General features: G+C 47.7%; 10 protein-coding genes. 4 read left to right on the top strand and 6 right to left on the bottom strand.

All coding sequences use genetic code 11. The features are described from left to right. Positions 1–282: 282 nt before the first annotated feature. Positions 283–1,728, bottom strand: coding sequence for a DASS family sodium-coupled anion symporter (locus tag ACR2PX_RS10130; protein WP_433999239.1), 1,446 nt, complete (start codon positions 1,726–1,728; stop codon positions 283–285). Positions 1,729–2,166: 438 nt separating this feature from the next. Here ACR2PX_RS10130 and ACR2PX_RS10125 point away from each other — a divergent pair, with 438 nt between their 5' ends. Both ACR2PX_RS10125 and ACR2PX_RS10120 read left to right on the top strand, forming a co-directional pair. Continuing rightward, positions 2,167–2,889 carry a pseudouridine synthase gene (locus ACR2PX_RS10125; protein ID WP_433999238.1) on the top strand — a complete coding sequence of 241 codons (723 nt, stop codon included), beginning with the start codon at positions 2,167–2,169 and terminating at the stop codon, positions 2,887–2,889. Positions 2,890–2,935: 46 nt separating this feature from the next. Beyond that, on the top strand, positions 2,936–3,325 hold the full coding sequence (locus ACR2PX_RS10120) for a VanZ family protein (RefSeq protein ID WP_433999237.1): 390 nt from the start codon (positions 2,936–2,938) through the stop codon (positions 3,323–3,325). Between the two features lie 18 nt (positions 3,326–3,343). Here the strand turns inward: ACR2PX_RS10120 and ACR2PX_RS10115 are convergent, their stop codons facing one another. From ACR2PX_RS10115 to ACR2PX_RS10095, 5 genes are all read right to left on the bottom strand, one after another. After that, entirely contained in the window at positions 3,344–5,329 is a 1,986-nt protein-coding gene (locus ACR2PX_RS10115; RefSeq protein ID WP_433999236.1) for a sensor histidine kinase, read from the bottom strand. A 66-nt stretch (positions 5,330–5,395) separates the two neighbouring features. Beyond that, positions 5,396–5,869: a DUF1439 domain-containing protein gene (locus tag ACR2PX_RS10110; protein WP_433999235.1), complete on the bottom strand. Its 474-nt coding sequence runs from the start codon at positions 5,867–5,869 to the stop codon at positions 5,396–5,398. An 85-nt stretch (positions 5,870–5,954) separates the two neighbouring features. Beyond that, positions 5,955–6,662, bottom strand: coding sequence for a deoxyribonuclease V (gene nfi / locus ACR2PX_RS10105; protein ID WP_433999234.1), 708 nt, complete (start codon positions 6,660–6,662; stop codon positions 5,955–5,957). Then, the gene (locus ACR2PX_RS10100) at positions 6,655–8,049 is read right to left on the bottom strand and encodes an ATP-binding protein (RefSeq protein ID WP_433999233.1); all 1,395 of its coding nucleotides are present in this window, start codon (positions 8,047–8,049) and stop codon (positions 6,655–6,657) included. The genes nfi and ACR2PX_RS10100 overlap by 8 nt, the downstream gene beginning before the upstream one ends. Continuing rightward, positions 8,046–8,744 carry a response regulator gene (locus ACR2PX_RS10095; RefSeq protein WP_433999232.1) on the bottom strand — a complete coding sequence of 233 codons (699 nt, stop codon included), beginning with the start codon at positions 8,742–8,744 and terminating at the stop codon, positions 8,046–8,048. Before ACR2PX_RS10095 ends, ACR2PX_RS10100 begins: the two co-directional genes overlap by 4 nt. A 713-nt stretch (positions 8,745–9,457) precedes the next feature. Here ACR2PX_RS10095 and ACR2PX_RS10090 point away from each other — a divergent pair. Continuing rightward, positions 9,458–10,672, top strand: a complete 1,215-nt coding sequence (locus ACR2PX_RS10090) for an efflux RND transporter periplasmic adaptor subunit (RefSeq protein WP_433999231.1) — start codon at positions 9,458–9,460, stop codon at positions 10,670–10,672. 5 nt (positions 10,673–10,677) lie between these two features. Next, positions 10,678–13,806 (top strand): efflux RND transporter permease subunit, encoded by a 3,129-nt coding sequence (locus ACR2PX_RS10085; RefSeq protein ID WP_433999230.1) that lies wholly within the window; start codon positions 10,678–10,680, stop codon positions 13,804–13,806. Positions 13,807–13,945: the final 139 nt, after the last annotated feature.

The following is a 13,945-nucleotide window of genomic DNA, read 5'->3' as shown; positions in this document are numbered from 1 at the left end:
GTGGCGCTCCTATAGAAGTCATCAAACAGTACGTTCAGCAGCAGAGAACACCGCATTAGTCGGCTATCGCCGACGAGCTTACATCCCCGCACTCAAAGTACGGGGTTTTACGCTCAACCGATAAGTTACGGAGCAGCTTATCTGGAGCTTATTTTGCCTTTATCCTCTCAAATCAGAATCCGTAAAAGTACCTCAGTAATCCAAATACAATCAGACGCACCCACCACTTATCACTGAAAACAGCGTAAACCTGACACAGGATTACAGACTCTCACCCACTTTTCAGAGATAACCCAACCAGGAAAGCCAGAAAGTACCCACTGTCAGCCAGATGGTCAGATAAACAATGCTCATAATGAAACCGGCTTTCCACCAGACTTTTAGCGGAACATAGCCTGTACCGTAGAGAATGGGAGCGGGCCCATTTCCATAGTGAGTCACTACTGCACAAATATTACTGAGATAAGCCAGGAGCAATGCTGCACCAAGGGCTGGCACACCGGTAGCCAACAGTATTACCAGAAAGCTGGCATACATTGCACTGATTTGAGCGGTTGTTGCTGCAAAGAAATAGTGAGCAAAGTAATAAATGATACAAATAGCCACAAGACCTATCGCTGCTGGCATCCCCTCAAACCAGAGCCCGACATACTGACTAATGTAGGAAACTACACCGTAAGCACTGAGATAATGAGCCATGGTAACAAAGGCACCAAACCAGATCATGGTATCCCAGGCCCCTTTATTTCCCTTAATCTCATCCCAGTTCAGCACACCGCAGAGCAAGAGAATACAAACACCGACCATCGCAACGAGAGCAGGAGCCAGTCCCAGATATCGACCGCTTACCCAGAGTGTCAGCAACCCAACAAAGGTGGCCCCCATAATCCACTCATCACGCTTCAACTCTCCAAGCGCTTTAAGCTTCTCATCGGCGAGAGAAACCGCTTTAGGCGTTTCCCGAATCGTTGGTGGCGCAATTTTGGAAAGAATGAGAGGCATCACCAGAAGACAGAGCAGACTGGGAAGTAATGCCCCCAAGGCCCAGCCTCCCCAAGTAATATCTATATCCTGATCTGCAGCCAGTTTCACCACCAAAGGGTTACCCGCCATCGCAGTCAGGAACATACCACTGGAGATAGCATTGGCATGGAAAACGACCAGAGTCAGAAAGGTGCCCATTCGCTTTGCCGTTTCGCCTGGATGGCTGTCATAAACCTCGGCAATCGATTTCATAATGGGAGAAACCACCGCTCCGGCTCTGGCTGTAATACTGGGCATTGCCGGAGCAAGCATTACATCAGTCAGGGCAAGACCATAACCCAGAGTTACGGTTTTTTTACCCAGGATACGCATAAAACAGTAAGCCATTCGCAACCCCAGGCCCGTTTTGATAAAACCGTGGGAGATGAAAAAAGCCAATATGATCAACCAGGTAATAGGCTCTGAATAACCTGCCAGCGCTTGTTTGAGGGTAAGAGTCTGGGTCAACCCCAAAGCGGCAATGCCCATAAAAGTCACTGCAGACATGGGTAATGGCATAACCATCACGCCCAATAATGTACTGAAGAAGATAATCATGATTTGCCAGCCTTTGACATCCATGCCTTCAGGTACCTGACAGTTCCAGAGAATAATCCCCAGAAGAAAAGGAGCCAGATAGCGCATTAGCATGACAGGCTGAAACAAACTGGATTCCTGTAATGAGGAAGATGATGTAGCAGACAAAACATACCTCTTTATTTTTAAAGTTTTGAGGAGACTGTCTGACTTAAGCTTTCGAGAGAAACTTTCAAAAGAGTGAATTAGATTTTTCGATGGGTTTTCGAATAATTGACTCATTTAATCAAATTCATCGAAAAATCTGACTGCCCTTTCTGGAATTCAAGCCGAAATTGCCTTAAGTCCTACTGGCTCCCATGGTTGTCCTTTAACCAAAACAAATGTTCCACATCATTGTCTGACAGGTGCTTTGAATTGCGTCTTCAGGCCTGAATACCCTGACTTAGCGACCAGAACCCGCAGTTCAATCGCAAAAGCCTCTGACTTATTAATAAAGCCAAAAACCTCTATTACATGAGATTAAACATTAAGAGTTTAGTTCAGGGCTTTTGTTCTGTTTCGATAAATTTATAATGCCTGCCAAAGCTAATGAGACTCAGCCTAATGTCAGGTCGCCCCTTCACAAAACCAAGCCTTCAAAGGAAAAAAACAGAACCCTCTTCCTCACCAAGATTGATTCTGTTTAACAAGCCCTATGACGTGTTAACACAGTTCACGGACTCAGAGGGTCGCCGCACGCTAAAGGACTATCTCCCCATTCCTGGTGTTTATCCTGCAGGCCGTTTGGACAGAGACAGCGAAGGACTTGTACTGCTGACAAACAATGGACACATTCAGCACCAGGTGAGCTCTCCCCTGCACAAGATGGAGAAAACCTATTGGGCTCAGGTGGAAGGCATACCTGATGATCAGGCATTGGAGCAATTGAGGCAAGGTATAGAGCTCAAGGATGGTGTCACACTGCCAGCACAAGCAAGAGTCATTCAGACTCCGGAAATCTGGCCCAGAACCCCTCCCATCAGGGAACGCAAGTCCATCCCGGATTGCTGGCTGGAGTTGACTATCCGTGAAGGCCGTAACAGGCAGGTTCGGCGAATGACTGCAGCTATTGGCTACCCGACCTTAAGATTGATACGCTATCGCATTGGCGAATGGACTCTGGAAGGACTTGAGTCTGGGCATTTTAGTGAAACCGATGTGCCTGATTCTCTCAAAGTGCAACTTTCCAGAAAAGAAAGTGCCAGAAAAGAGAATGCCAGAAAAAAGACAGCCCAACATAAACAGGGTTATCCGCGTTCATCGAATCGGCACAGAAAAAAACCTTGAATGACAATAAAAGCTATTTCTAACTGGATAGGACAGGAGGGAGCCTTTGATAGCCTTTATAAAAACGTATTACACAAGCCTTGCTCGAGCAGGCCTTGTTCTGGCTATGACTTCTATCGTGATTTTGGCATTAATGCCTCTGGATAAAGCCCCGCTTCCAGGTGTCAATGATAAGCTCCAGCATATCACAGCCTTTCTGGTACTCGCTTTTCTGATTGATGCCAGTATTCCAGAAAAACCCTTTACCTTATGGAAAGTAATCAGCCTGATGTCTTATGGCCTTCTGATTGAATGGCTTCAGTTTCAAACAGAGTATCGTTTTTTCTCTATAGCGGATCTTATTGCCGACCTGGCTGGCATCGCCCTGTATTTTTTCACTATTCCTATCTGGAAGCGCCTGCCACTGATCAGCTGGCGCTGGTCTTTGACTCACTAGCTGAGGTCCTAAAAGACCTCAGTGCGATTCAACAAGGCAGGTGACACTTAGCTCAAAACGGGTTCCACGCTCAGACTGGCTGCTGAAAGAAACCGTGCCCCCCATCATATGCATGAGTTGACGGCAGATGGTCAGTCCCAAACCTGGCCCAGCCGATTTCTTGTCAGCATCATTATCCAACTTCTGGAATGCCTGAAATATGTCTCTGCCTGAGGAAGGATCAATACCAATACCGGTGTCATCGATACAAACCTGCAACCTGATTTTTCCAGACTGCTCATGAGGCCGAGTACTTGCAGCCAGGGAGACACCGCCTTTCTCTGTATATTTGATGGCATTCTCAAGCACCAGAGACAAGGCTTTAAACAACTTCTGTGAATCCCCATAAAGCGTTTCAGGCATATCATGAACAGATGTATTAATACTCAATCCTTTCTTCACACAAGCAGGCCTGAACTGGTCTTCCAAAATCTTGAGTTGTCTTCGAATATTAAAAGGCGAGTTTTTCACCGAGACAGAGCCCGATTGGATTTCACTCAGGGACAGTAAATTGTTGATAATCCCACTCATATTCCTCACCGAGCCCTTTGCCGCCTTGATGAGATCCTTCTGGCCATCCGACTCTATCTGCTCCAGAGTCTGCTTGATTTCGTTCAAAGGTATTTTCAGCTCGCGAGACACAGCACTGAGGAATTCATCTTTCAACCGCCCGGCTTCCAGCAATCGTTGATTGGTTTTATCCACTTCCTGCTTGGCTTTTTGCTCTTCCATGACCCTGTTCTCTCTTACACCCCGAATACGACCGGCCAAAGCCAGAGACAAGAGAGTCACTTCTATGGAAAGCCCTATGGGGATGATATTTCTTGTCAGAGCATTACTGGGGAGCAAGCCTAAAAGCATCAAACTATAGATCCCTATTCCTAGCAGGAAGGTAGCAAAAGCGAGGAAGAACAAACGAGCTGGGCGGTCGCCTTTAAACAGCCAAAAATACAATCCGGTCAACATCATCACTGGTAATGTAGGCAACACCTGAATCATCACCAGCCTGGAAGCCAAGCCGTTATGAGTAATCAGAGTAAATGGAACAATCAGTAAGCCCGCCATCAACATGGCTGTATAAAAACGATTAATGACTGCTGACTTTTCTGACAGTTTTAAAAAAGACTGAGCAAACAGAACACCACTCACCCCGGTAATACTCATGAAGAAAGGTGCACCGCTATTGATCATGGGATAATCAGGCCAGAAATGCGCCATACCCGTGCCATTAATCGACAACAAATAAAGTAAAAAGCCCGCGATATAGATGACGTAATAGAAATAGCTGTGCTCCCTGATACGAATAAACAGCATCAGGTTATAAAACAACATCACCAGAAGAATACCGTAGATAGCGCCATAGAGCGTATCTGCCCGGTTTGACTGCTCCAGATAAGCCAGTGGAGACCAGAGTTTGACAGGAATCTGCATGGATCCTGTTGTTTCTACCCTCAAATAGAAGTGAGTGGTGTCCCCGTTATACATTTCAATAGGAAAAATGAAACTGGGATGGGCCACTGCACGAATATCAAAAGGGTATTTATCACCACTGTTGTATACATGAAAGACTCCGTCAAAGTCCATAAGGTAGAGAGTCACCAGATCAAGTGCAGGATAGGCCACTTCAATCAGCCACTCTCCGGATTCTTCGCCTACATAAGAGATGTACTTCAAATCAAAACGCAGCCAGATCACTGACTGAGAAGTCCCGGAATTCAATGCCCCACGCTCAACCGGCTTAAATTGGCTGGAGTATTCCGGCTTTTCAAGTTCATCCACCCTTAAGACACCCCGAGTATCTTCCAGATACTCGGCAATCATGGCCAGATTCAGCTTCTCGGTGTTTTCAGTAATGACGGTGGGCTCGAGTGATGGGTGAGCCATTACCTGAGGAAATAGCCCAAAAGCCAGCAGAAATACTCCTGCCAGCCACTTTATAGGCTGAATGAAATGCGATCCATGCATGAAGCTGTCTATTTTCCCGGAGTTATCAATCAGCCTGACCGTAACAGTCGGCTATCCAGGAGAGTACTATTTATCAGAATCAGAAGCGGTCGAAACAACCCACTTTCCTTTCTCAACCCGGGTCAAATATTGACCCGATGTCAAAGCCTGATAAAGGTCAGTTCCCTCTTTCAGAGGTATTATCGGCAAAGTCAGCAACTCTTCTGACAAAACTTTTCGAAATTGCTCCAAAACCAGAGCCTGAATCATGGCCAGCTCAAGATTAACGCGAGCTTCTTTAAGTTTTAGCTCAGTGAAATAGAAGGTGTGATCGTCACTGTCATACCTGAGAAGAGCTTCACCCGTCACCTCTATAGGAATGGGTTCAGAAACAGCATTACCCAACAGATCCGCATCCATTTTACCATCAAAGGAAAATGACAGGGGCTCTCCATCACCATTAATACGAAGAAGGGGCTTATCCAGGTAGACCTGTATATTGACCAGTGGCATCAATTCCATGACACGGATCTGGGGAGAGAGGTAATTCTGATCAACCAAAGCATTTAACTGCTGCTGATCGAAGGAGTGGGTATTATTCTGAGTGCATCCTGCCAGAAATAGCAGTAAGCCCAAAGCGAAAAAATTAGACAGACACGTTCTCAGAGGATTTTTCAAGCTGCTGCCTGGCTTTCTCAAGTGCTTTCCCTCGGTTTGAAGCCAGGGCATCAGCCCAGCGAGTTGTTTCCGGTAATCGATATTGGGTAAGGCAAGCCAGTACATAATCAACAGCCGTTGTCAGTGAAACCCTGTGCCCGATACTAACATAGAGTGGACGCACACTTTGTCTGCTTCGGACGACTCGGCCAATCACTTCACCTTTATCGATCAAATCAACCTGACTGCCCTTCTCTTGCGGCAGAGCATCATGCTGACCACACAATCGACTTTTGGCCACCCCGATCGTAGGCAGACCTGTCAGAACGCCAAGATGACAGGCGACTCCCAGTCTGCGGGGATGAGCCCGGCCCTGACCATCACAGAGGATCAGATCTGGAGTAGTATTCAGTCTTCCCAGAGCTTCAATAATAGCCGGACATTCACGAAAGGAGAGAAGACCGGGAATATAAGGCATCTTGGTAGGCTCGCGATGGATCACGAAATCCTTCAAAACCAGACTGGGATAATCCAATAGAGCGACGGCTGCTCGAGTAACCGCCCCTTGCTGTTCAAAGCCCACATCAACACCGGCGATCCATTTAATCTTGGACAGGTCATCTTCCTGAACCACCTGTTTGGCCAACTCCAGCTGTGATGCCCTGGCTTCAGCTGGAGAGAGGTCCCAGTTATACATTGAGCTTATTATCCAGAGGTATCTTGATAGTGACTTCAAGACCTGGATGAGCATTTCTGGCGGATATAACGCCATCGTGATTGGCAATAGCGCCCATAGCTATGGCGGTCCCCAGCCCAAATCCGTCGTTCTCTTTGCCTCGGGTTTCATCCACCCTGAAAAAAGGCTCGAACATGGACTCCAAGGCATTTTCAGGAACACCAGGACCTTTATCCCGCACCTTGATAATCACTTTTCGCCGATATTGTTCCAGTGTCACCTCAACGTTGCTACCTTCCGGAGTGAATCGAATGGCATTACGAATGATGTTTTCAGCAGCACTGCTCAGCCAGTCACGAACGCCACAGATCTCAATGGGTTGGCTTTTAATCAGATCAACGCCTTTATTTTGGGCTTGAGCTTCAAAATCACCATCATCCACCAGTTGCTTAAGTAACTGTTCCAGATTGACCTGTTCACAAGCCACCTCACTCAGGCCATGCTGTATTCTGGAGAAACGAATAATTTCACCGATCAGCTCATCCAGCCGTTCTATCTCTCTTTCTATACGAGCATGCTCAGTGTCTGCCTCGGGTGATTTTCTTCGAGCAAGGGCCAAAGAAATCTGCAACCGGGTTAAGGGGGAACGTAACTCATGAGAGACGTTTCTCAGCAATATTTCCTTGTTATTGATCAGGGTTTCCAGTTGCTCCGCCATGTGATCAAAATCACGGGCAAAGTCTCCCAACTCATCACCTCTCTGCCGGACAGATGCTTCTACCCGTGCAGTAAGTTCGCCTTTCGCCAGCCTTCTTGAGGTTCCCTGCAGTCTTCTGATGGGAACAACGAGATATCGGGCCAGCATGATGCAGAGCAGGAAACTGACCGCCAGAGCAATAATCACAAGATGCCATTGCTGGGAAAGTACCTTGGTCACTCGCCAGTGAACCAGCCTGGGCATTTCCTTGGTCAGAAACAGATCATAAGGAACGCGTCCAATCCAGACTTTTCTAGGGCCAACGACGACCACACCACTTCTGAACGTAATGGTAGGCTCAGTTCGGTCATGGGTTCGGTCATAGGCCGACATCAACTCATCCGGAACCGCTCGCCTGCCCACCACTTCACCGGCTGGATCAAAGAGATAGAAATAGCTGCCCGTAAACTGAGGAAAAGGTGTATGAGATGCCCAGCCAGAAGCCATGCGTTCAACTTTTCTGGAAACAATTTCCAGTTCACGGAACAGTTCCCTGCGCTCAGACAAAAAGTCCGAGGGATCTACCGTTATGGCCACCGTGATGACCATAGCGGCCATCATCGACACCATGGTCAGCCAGAACCATAGGAACAGCTTCCAGAACAGACTCTGGAATGGCCAGGCCAGCATTCTCCGGACTTGATTCATCATGGTCGTATATAGAAGTAGCCTGCACCACGAACCGTTTTGATTCTGGGTGAGCCATCTGGCCGTGTGCCAATCTTTTTGCGCACGTTGCTCACATGCATATCAATCGCACGATCATACAGCGTCAAACGACGATTCAAGGCTATCTGGGTCAGCTCATCCCTGGAGATCAGCTCACCAGCCTTCTCAATCAGAGCCTTCAGTACCATAAATTCAGTCGCTGTCAGCTCAAGAAGAATGTCACCAATTTTGGCTTCGCGATTCGCTAGATTCAGGGTGATATCATCTATAGAAAGGACTTTATTACCGACTTCTGCACCCGGTGTTCTGCCTCGTCTCAGAATCGCCTTGATTCTGGCGACCAACTCACGATGATTGTATGGCTTGGGTAGATAGTCATCAGCACCAATTTCCAGCCCGATAATACGATCAACATCATCGCCTCGAGCAGTCAGCATCAATACCGGGATATCCGACGTTTGACGGATTTTTTTCAGAACATCAAAACCGTTCAGTTTCGGCAGGGTAACATCCAGCAAAATCAGCTGATACTCTCCGGAGAGGGCAGCATGTACACCTGACTCACCATCATGAACAGCGTTTACAGAGTACCCTTCTGTGGCCAGGTACTCGATCAACAGTTCACAGAGCTCAATATCATCGTCTATTAACAGAAGCTCTAGATTTTCATTACTCATTGGCAGCTCCGCAATAAAAAAAGACCCCGCGGGGGCAATGGCGGGGTTAAAGGTACAGCACAGGGTACAAAATTTACAGAGAGTCTGTCAGCAGACAAAACAGTCATGAACCAATAAATCGTCTTGAAGCAAAAAACAGCACTCAACTTTCAGGAAGACTTTCGTTTCAATTGATCCATTCTTTTTAGAAAACCTTCAGTTTTTCAACAATGGCTACAGTTTATTGAAGCCCGTATATATCTTGGGGTTAGAGACGGTAAGCACTCTGTAAAAAAGTATTATTCGCATTTGAAGTAAACATCCTGTAAAACAAATGCGCCATATTAATTTAATAGTAGGAATCAGCCTTTAGCTGAGTACAATACCAATCACTTTTCCGGCATGAGTATGCCCAACTCTGCACAATACTGCTCCAACTACAGAAGAACAGATGATTTTGAATGTAAACGCGCCCACAAATAACGTTTATATTCACCTTCCTTCGTACTCAATGGTGGCAGTCAGGCTGAATTAAAGACAGGTAAATACTGGTCCTCTTGATTGCCAGTATTCATGCTTGAAATAAGTCTGTGCAGACAGCTAAGACAATTTACAGGCTAAAATTGCCTGTGTATTGCTTTCCGGAGCGATCTCCGTATCGGCACACTCATACTACAGGACTCTGACCTTAGACCGGAAATCTGAACTTGAGACTCTTTCTCTCGGAGCCATCGATGAAATCGATCATCACAAATAGACAAAGATCCCTGCTCCCTTTCGGCTTGCTTGTCGCATCCGTACTGGCACTGTCAGGCTGTAATCAAAAGCAGGAAGAAAGGCAAATGCCTCCTCCTGCTGTTTCAGTCATCAGTGTTCCCCAAGAAGCAGTGGGGAGTTACAAAGAATATGTTGCACGAACCGAAGCAGTGAATACGGTAGAACTTCGCGCTCGTGTCGAAGGTTTTTTAACTCAGCGGGAGTTCATTGAAGGTCAGACGGTAGAAAAGGATCAGTTGCTCTTTGAAATCGACCCTAAACCTTATATTGCCAACCTTAAGAAAGCACAAGCTGACCTGTCCAGTGCCAAGGCAGAACTGAATAAATCGAAAAAAGATCTACAGCGCAGCAAAGATCTTTATAAGAAAGGTCATATCAGTCAGGCAGACCTGGATACCCAAACCAGTCAAGAAGCTCAGGCTGAAGCGTCTGTTCAGGCCGCTGAAGCACAGCTTGACACTGCCAAGCTGAACCTCGGCTATACCGAGATCAAAGCCCCCTTCAAAGGTCAGATCGGTCGCGCCAAATACAGCGTAGGCAATCTCGTTGCCCCCAGTAGCGAGCCACTGGCCACCCTGACCTCGATTGATCCCATCTACGTCAACTTCCAGGTTGATGAAAAACAGGTTATCAGTCATCTGCAAGAAAGTGCTGGCGGCAGCATACCGGAAGAACAACAGTTTGAAATGCGACTCCGTCTGCCTAACGGCAGCGATTATAACCAGAGTGGTATCTTCAACTTTGCCGATACTCACGTGGATGAAACCACCGGTACTCTGACACTGCGGGCTGAATTCCCTAACCCTCAAGGAATTATTGTTCCCGGCCTGTATGTCAGTTTGATCATGGAAAGCAAGGATAAGACCGAGCACCCGATCATTCCCCAGTCTGCAGTACAGGAAAACCAGTCCGGTCGTTTTGTCCTGATGGTCGGCGCTGATAACTCTGTAGAAACCCGCCAGGTTGAACTGGGACGCCGTATCGGTCCTATGTGGGTGGTAAACACTGGATTGAAAGCCGGTGAAAAGATCATTGTCGAAGGACTTCAGAAAGTTCGTCCTGGCGTTAAGGTCACTCCCAGCATTGTCACTATTGATCCGGAAACAGGCGGCATAAAAGCCCAGCCGCAGCCTGGTCAACAGCAGAGCAGCCAGGCTAACAAACAAGGGTAACTGCGATGATCAGTCAGTTTTTTATTAACAGGCCCAAGTTTGCCTTTGTCATATCGATCGTCATTACCCTGGTGGGAATGATCTCCATGCTGACCCTGCCTGTGGCTCAGTTTCCGGAAATCACTCCTCCCCAGGTCAACATCAGTGCTGTATTTCCTGGTGCTGACGCGGAGACAATCGAAGAAGCAGTCATTCGCCCCATTGAAGAGCAAGTGAACGGTGTAGAGGATATGCTCTACATTGAGTCTTCTGCAGGCAATGATGGCAGCGCCAGTATTACCGTGACCTTTAATTCGGGTGTCGATCAAGACATGGCCATGGTAAACGTCCAGAACCGTGTAGCAGTGGCTGAGCCTTCGCTCCCTGAAGATGTCAGAAGAACCGGTGTAACCGTCAGTAAGAAATCTTCAAGTATGCTGATGGGTATCAATCTGGTTTCCCATGATGGTCAGTATGATGGCGTTTATCTGAATAACTACGCCGACAACTACCTGAAAGAGCCCATGGCCCGTATCAACGGTGTCGCTTCGGCAGACATTCTCGGGTCCCTGATCTACAGCATGCGGATCTGGCTTGACCCTGAACGCATGGCCTCGCTGGACATCACGACATCAGACGTATCCAACGCTCTGAATGAGCAAAACGTTATTGTTGCTGCGGGTAAACTGGGTCAGGCTCCTAACCGGGCAGACCAACAGTTCACCTACACCATAAAAACCCAGGGACGTCTGAGCGATCCTGAAGAGTTCGACAACATCATTATTAAAGCCAACCCTAATGGCTCTTATGTGCGTATCAAGGATATCGGCAGAGTTGAAATGGGCTCCCAGAGTTACGATGGTGTAGCCAAATTCAACAATGATGACACGGCCTTTCTGGTTATCTATCAGCAACCTGATGCGAACGCCATGGAAGTGGCCAAAGATGTAAAAGCCACCATGGCAGAGCTTTCAGCTCGTATGCCAGAAGGCATCGAGTATGAAATCAAGTTTGATACCACTCAGTTTATTGACCAGTCCATCAAGGAAGTAGTCATTACTCTGCTCCAGGCGGTAGCTCTTGTAGTACTGGTGGTCTTCCTGTTTTTGCAGAACTGGCGGGCAACACTGATTCCTGCAATCGCTATCCCGGTCTCTCTGATTGGTACCTTTGCCGTCATGAAAGTCCTTGGGTTTTCCATTAACACCATCACTCTGTTCGGGCTGGTACTCGCGATAGGTGTGGTCGTAGATGATGCCATTGTCGTCATAGAGAATGTCGAGCGATTAATCACTAAAGAAGGGATGAGTCCAGCTGCAGCCACCAGCAAGGCCATGAAAGAAGTATCAGGTCCTATTGTGGCCACAACCCTGGTATTGCTCGCGGTATTCGTACCGGTAGGCTTTATGCCAGGTATTACGGGGGGCCTCTATTCACAATTTGCGATCACCATTTCTGTAGCCGTTCTGATCTCTTCTATAAACGCCCTGACACTGAGCCCGGCTCTTTGTGCGACATTGCTTAAACAAGGCAAGATGGGGCACATTAAGTGGCTGGTTCCTGTTGATAACTTTATCAAGAGGATGACCGGTGGCTACAAAAGCTGGGTGACGCTGCTGTTGAGAAGAGGCATATTAGGCATAGGCCTGTTTGCCATCATGATGGTTTCTACCGGCTTCCTGTTCAGCAACACGCCATCCGGCTTTGTTCCCGATGAAGACCAGGGCTTCTTCGTAGTTGATGTTCAACTGCCAGACGCGGCATCCCTGAACAGGACAGAAGCCACCATGGAGAACATTACCAACATCATTCGTAGTGAACCTGATGTAGACAGTGTGATCAGTGTTTCCGGCTTCAGTATAATGGGTGGCTCGAACTCCAACAACGCCATGGCCATTGTTGTTCTCAACAATTGGGAAGACCGCCCTGACGTCATGCAGCAACAGCAAGCGGTTCTGAGAAAGATACAGGGTAAGCTCTGGACACTGCCGGACGCTCAGGTGATGGCTTTTGCCTTCCCTCCCATACCGGGTCTGGGTTCTTCTGGTGGTTTCGACTTCAGGCTTCAGGATACTCTTGGACGGACGCCCCAACAACTTGGCCAGGTGCTTAACGGCCTGATCTATCAGGCCAACCAGCGCCCCGAAATGACACAGGTATTCAGTACCTACCGTTCTAACGTACCTCAATACTTTCTGGAAGTAGATCGCAACAAGGCCAAAGCACAGGGCATTCCACTGTCTGAAATCTTCATGACCCTGCAAACCCAACTGGGCTCCCTGTATGTCAACGACTTCAGTAAGTTCGGTCGAACCTATCAGGTGAAGCTGCAGGCAGAAAGTGAGTACCGGGCCAATCCTTCAGACCTGAGCAAATTTTATGTCAAAAACCTCAACAACCAGATGGTCCCCCTGACTACCGTTGCCTCACTGAAGCCCATTCTTGGCCCCAGCAGTATCAACCACTACAACTTGTATCGTTCTGCCAGCATCAGCGGTAAGGCAAATCAGGGCTTTAGTTCGGGTGATGCCATTACAGCCATGGAAGATCTGGCCAAGACACTGCCGGATGGGTACACCTTTGAGTGGTCGGGACAATCTTTGCAGGAGATTGAGGCGGGCAGCGTAGCACCTCTGCTGTTTGCCCTGGCCTTCCTGTTTGTCTATCTGTTCCTGATAGCCCAGTACGAAAGCTGGACCATGCCTGTGGCCATTATTATTGCAGTACCTATTGCTATCTTTGGAGCCTTTGCCGGAATCAATTTATTCCGATTATTGATACCTTCGATGGCTAATGATATTTATGCCCAGATAGGTATGGTGTTACTGATAGGTATTGCCGCCAAGACCGCCATTCTGATCGTGGAATTTGCCATGGTACAAAGGAAAGAAGGCAAAAGTATCTTTGATGCTGCCGCTGACGCTGCGGAACTGCGCTTTCGTGCCGTACTGATGACAGCCCTGTCCTTTGTGCTGGGTGTGTTACCTCTGGTATTTGCCAGTGGTGCCGGTGCAGCAAGCCGTCGGATCATTGGTACAACCGTCATGTCAGGTATGCTGGCGGCCACTATCTTCGGCACAATCCTGATTCCACTGTTCTATTATCTACTGCAGAAAATGCGTGAGCATTTCAACCCTGATAAAGCTAACAGCTGATCAGCATAAAGCCCCTGCCTTCAGGGGCTTTTTTATATCCCGTCTATTATTGAAACAGCCATGAGCCGGAAATGCCGCTCACCCCGAACCATGAAAATGACTACAGAGCCCGAAATAGCGGCATTTTCATAGTAAAGAG

It is taken from the genome of Endozoicomonas sp. (assembly GCF_051008435.1).
GTDB lineage: Bacteria > Pseudomonadota > Gammaproteobacteria > Pseudomonadales > Endozoicomonadaceae > Endozoicomonas_A.
Note: the sequence above shows the minus strand (reverse complement) of the source record. Positions and strands in the feature narration are given on the sequence as shown.

Bases quoted from the DNA above. Each gene is read 5' to 3' on its own strand.
- nfi (WP_433999234.1), bottom strand. From the start codon at position 6,662: ATGTATAACTGGGACCTCTCTCCAGCTGAAGCCAGGGCATCACAGCTG.
- ACR2PX_RS10090 (WP_433999231.1), top strand. From the start codon at position 9,458: ATGAAATCGATCATCACAAATAGACAAAGATCCCTGCTCCCTTTCGGC.
- ACR2PX_RS10115 (WP_433999236.1), bottom strand. From the start codon at position 5,329: ATGCATGGATCGCATTTCATTCAGCCTATAAAGTGGCTGGCAGGAGTA.
- ACR2PX_RS10095 (WP_433999232.1), bottom strand. From the start codon at position 8,744: ATGAGTAATGAAAATCTAGAGCTTCTGTTAATAGACGATGATATTGAG.
- ACR2PX_RS10085 (WP_433999230.1), top strand. From the start codon at position 10,678: ATGATCAGTCAGTTTTTTATTAACAGGCCCAAGTTTGCCTTTGTCATA.
- ACR2PX_RS10100 (WP_433999233.1), bottom strand. From the start codon at position 8,049: ATGATGAATCAAGTCCGGAGAATGCTGGCCTGGCCATTCCAGAGTCTG.
- ACR2PX_RS10125 (WP_433999238.1), top strand. From the start codon at position 2,167: ATGTCAGGTCGCCCCTTCACAAAACCAAGCCTTCAAAGGAAAAAAACA.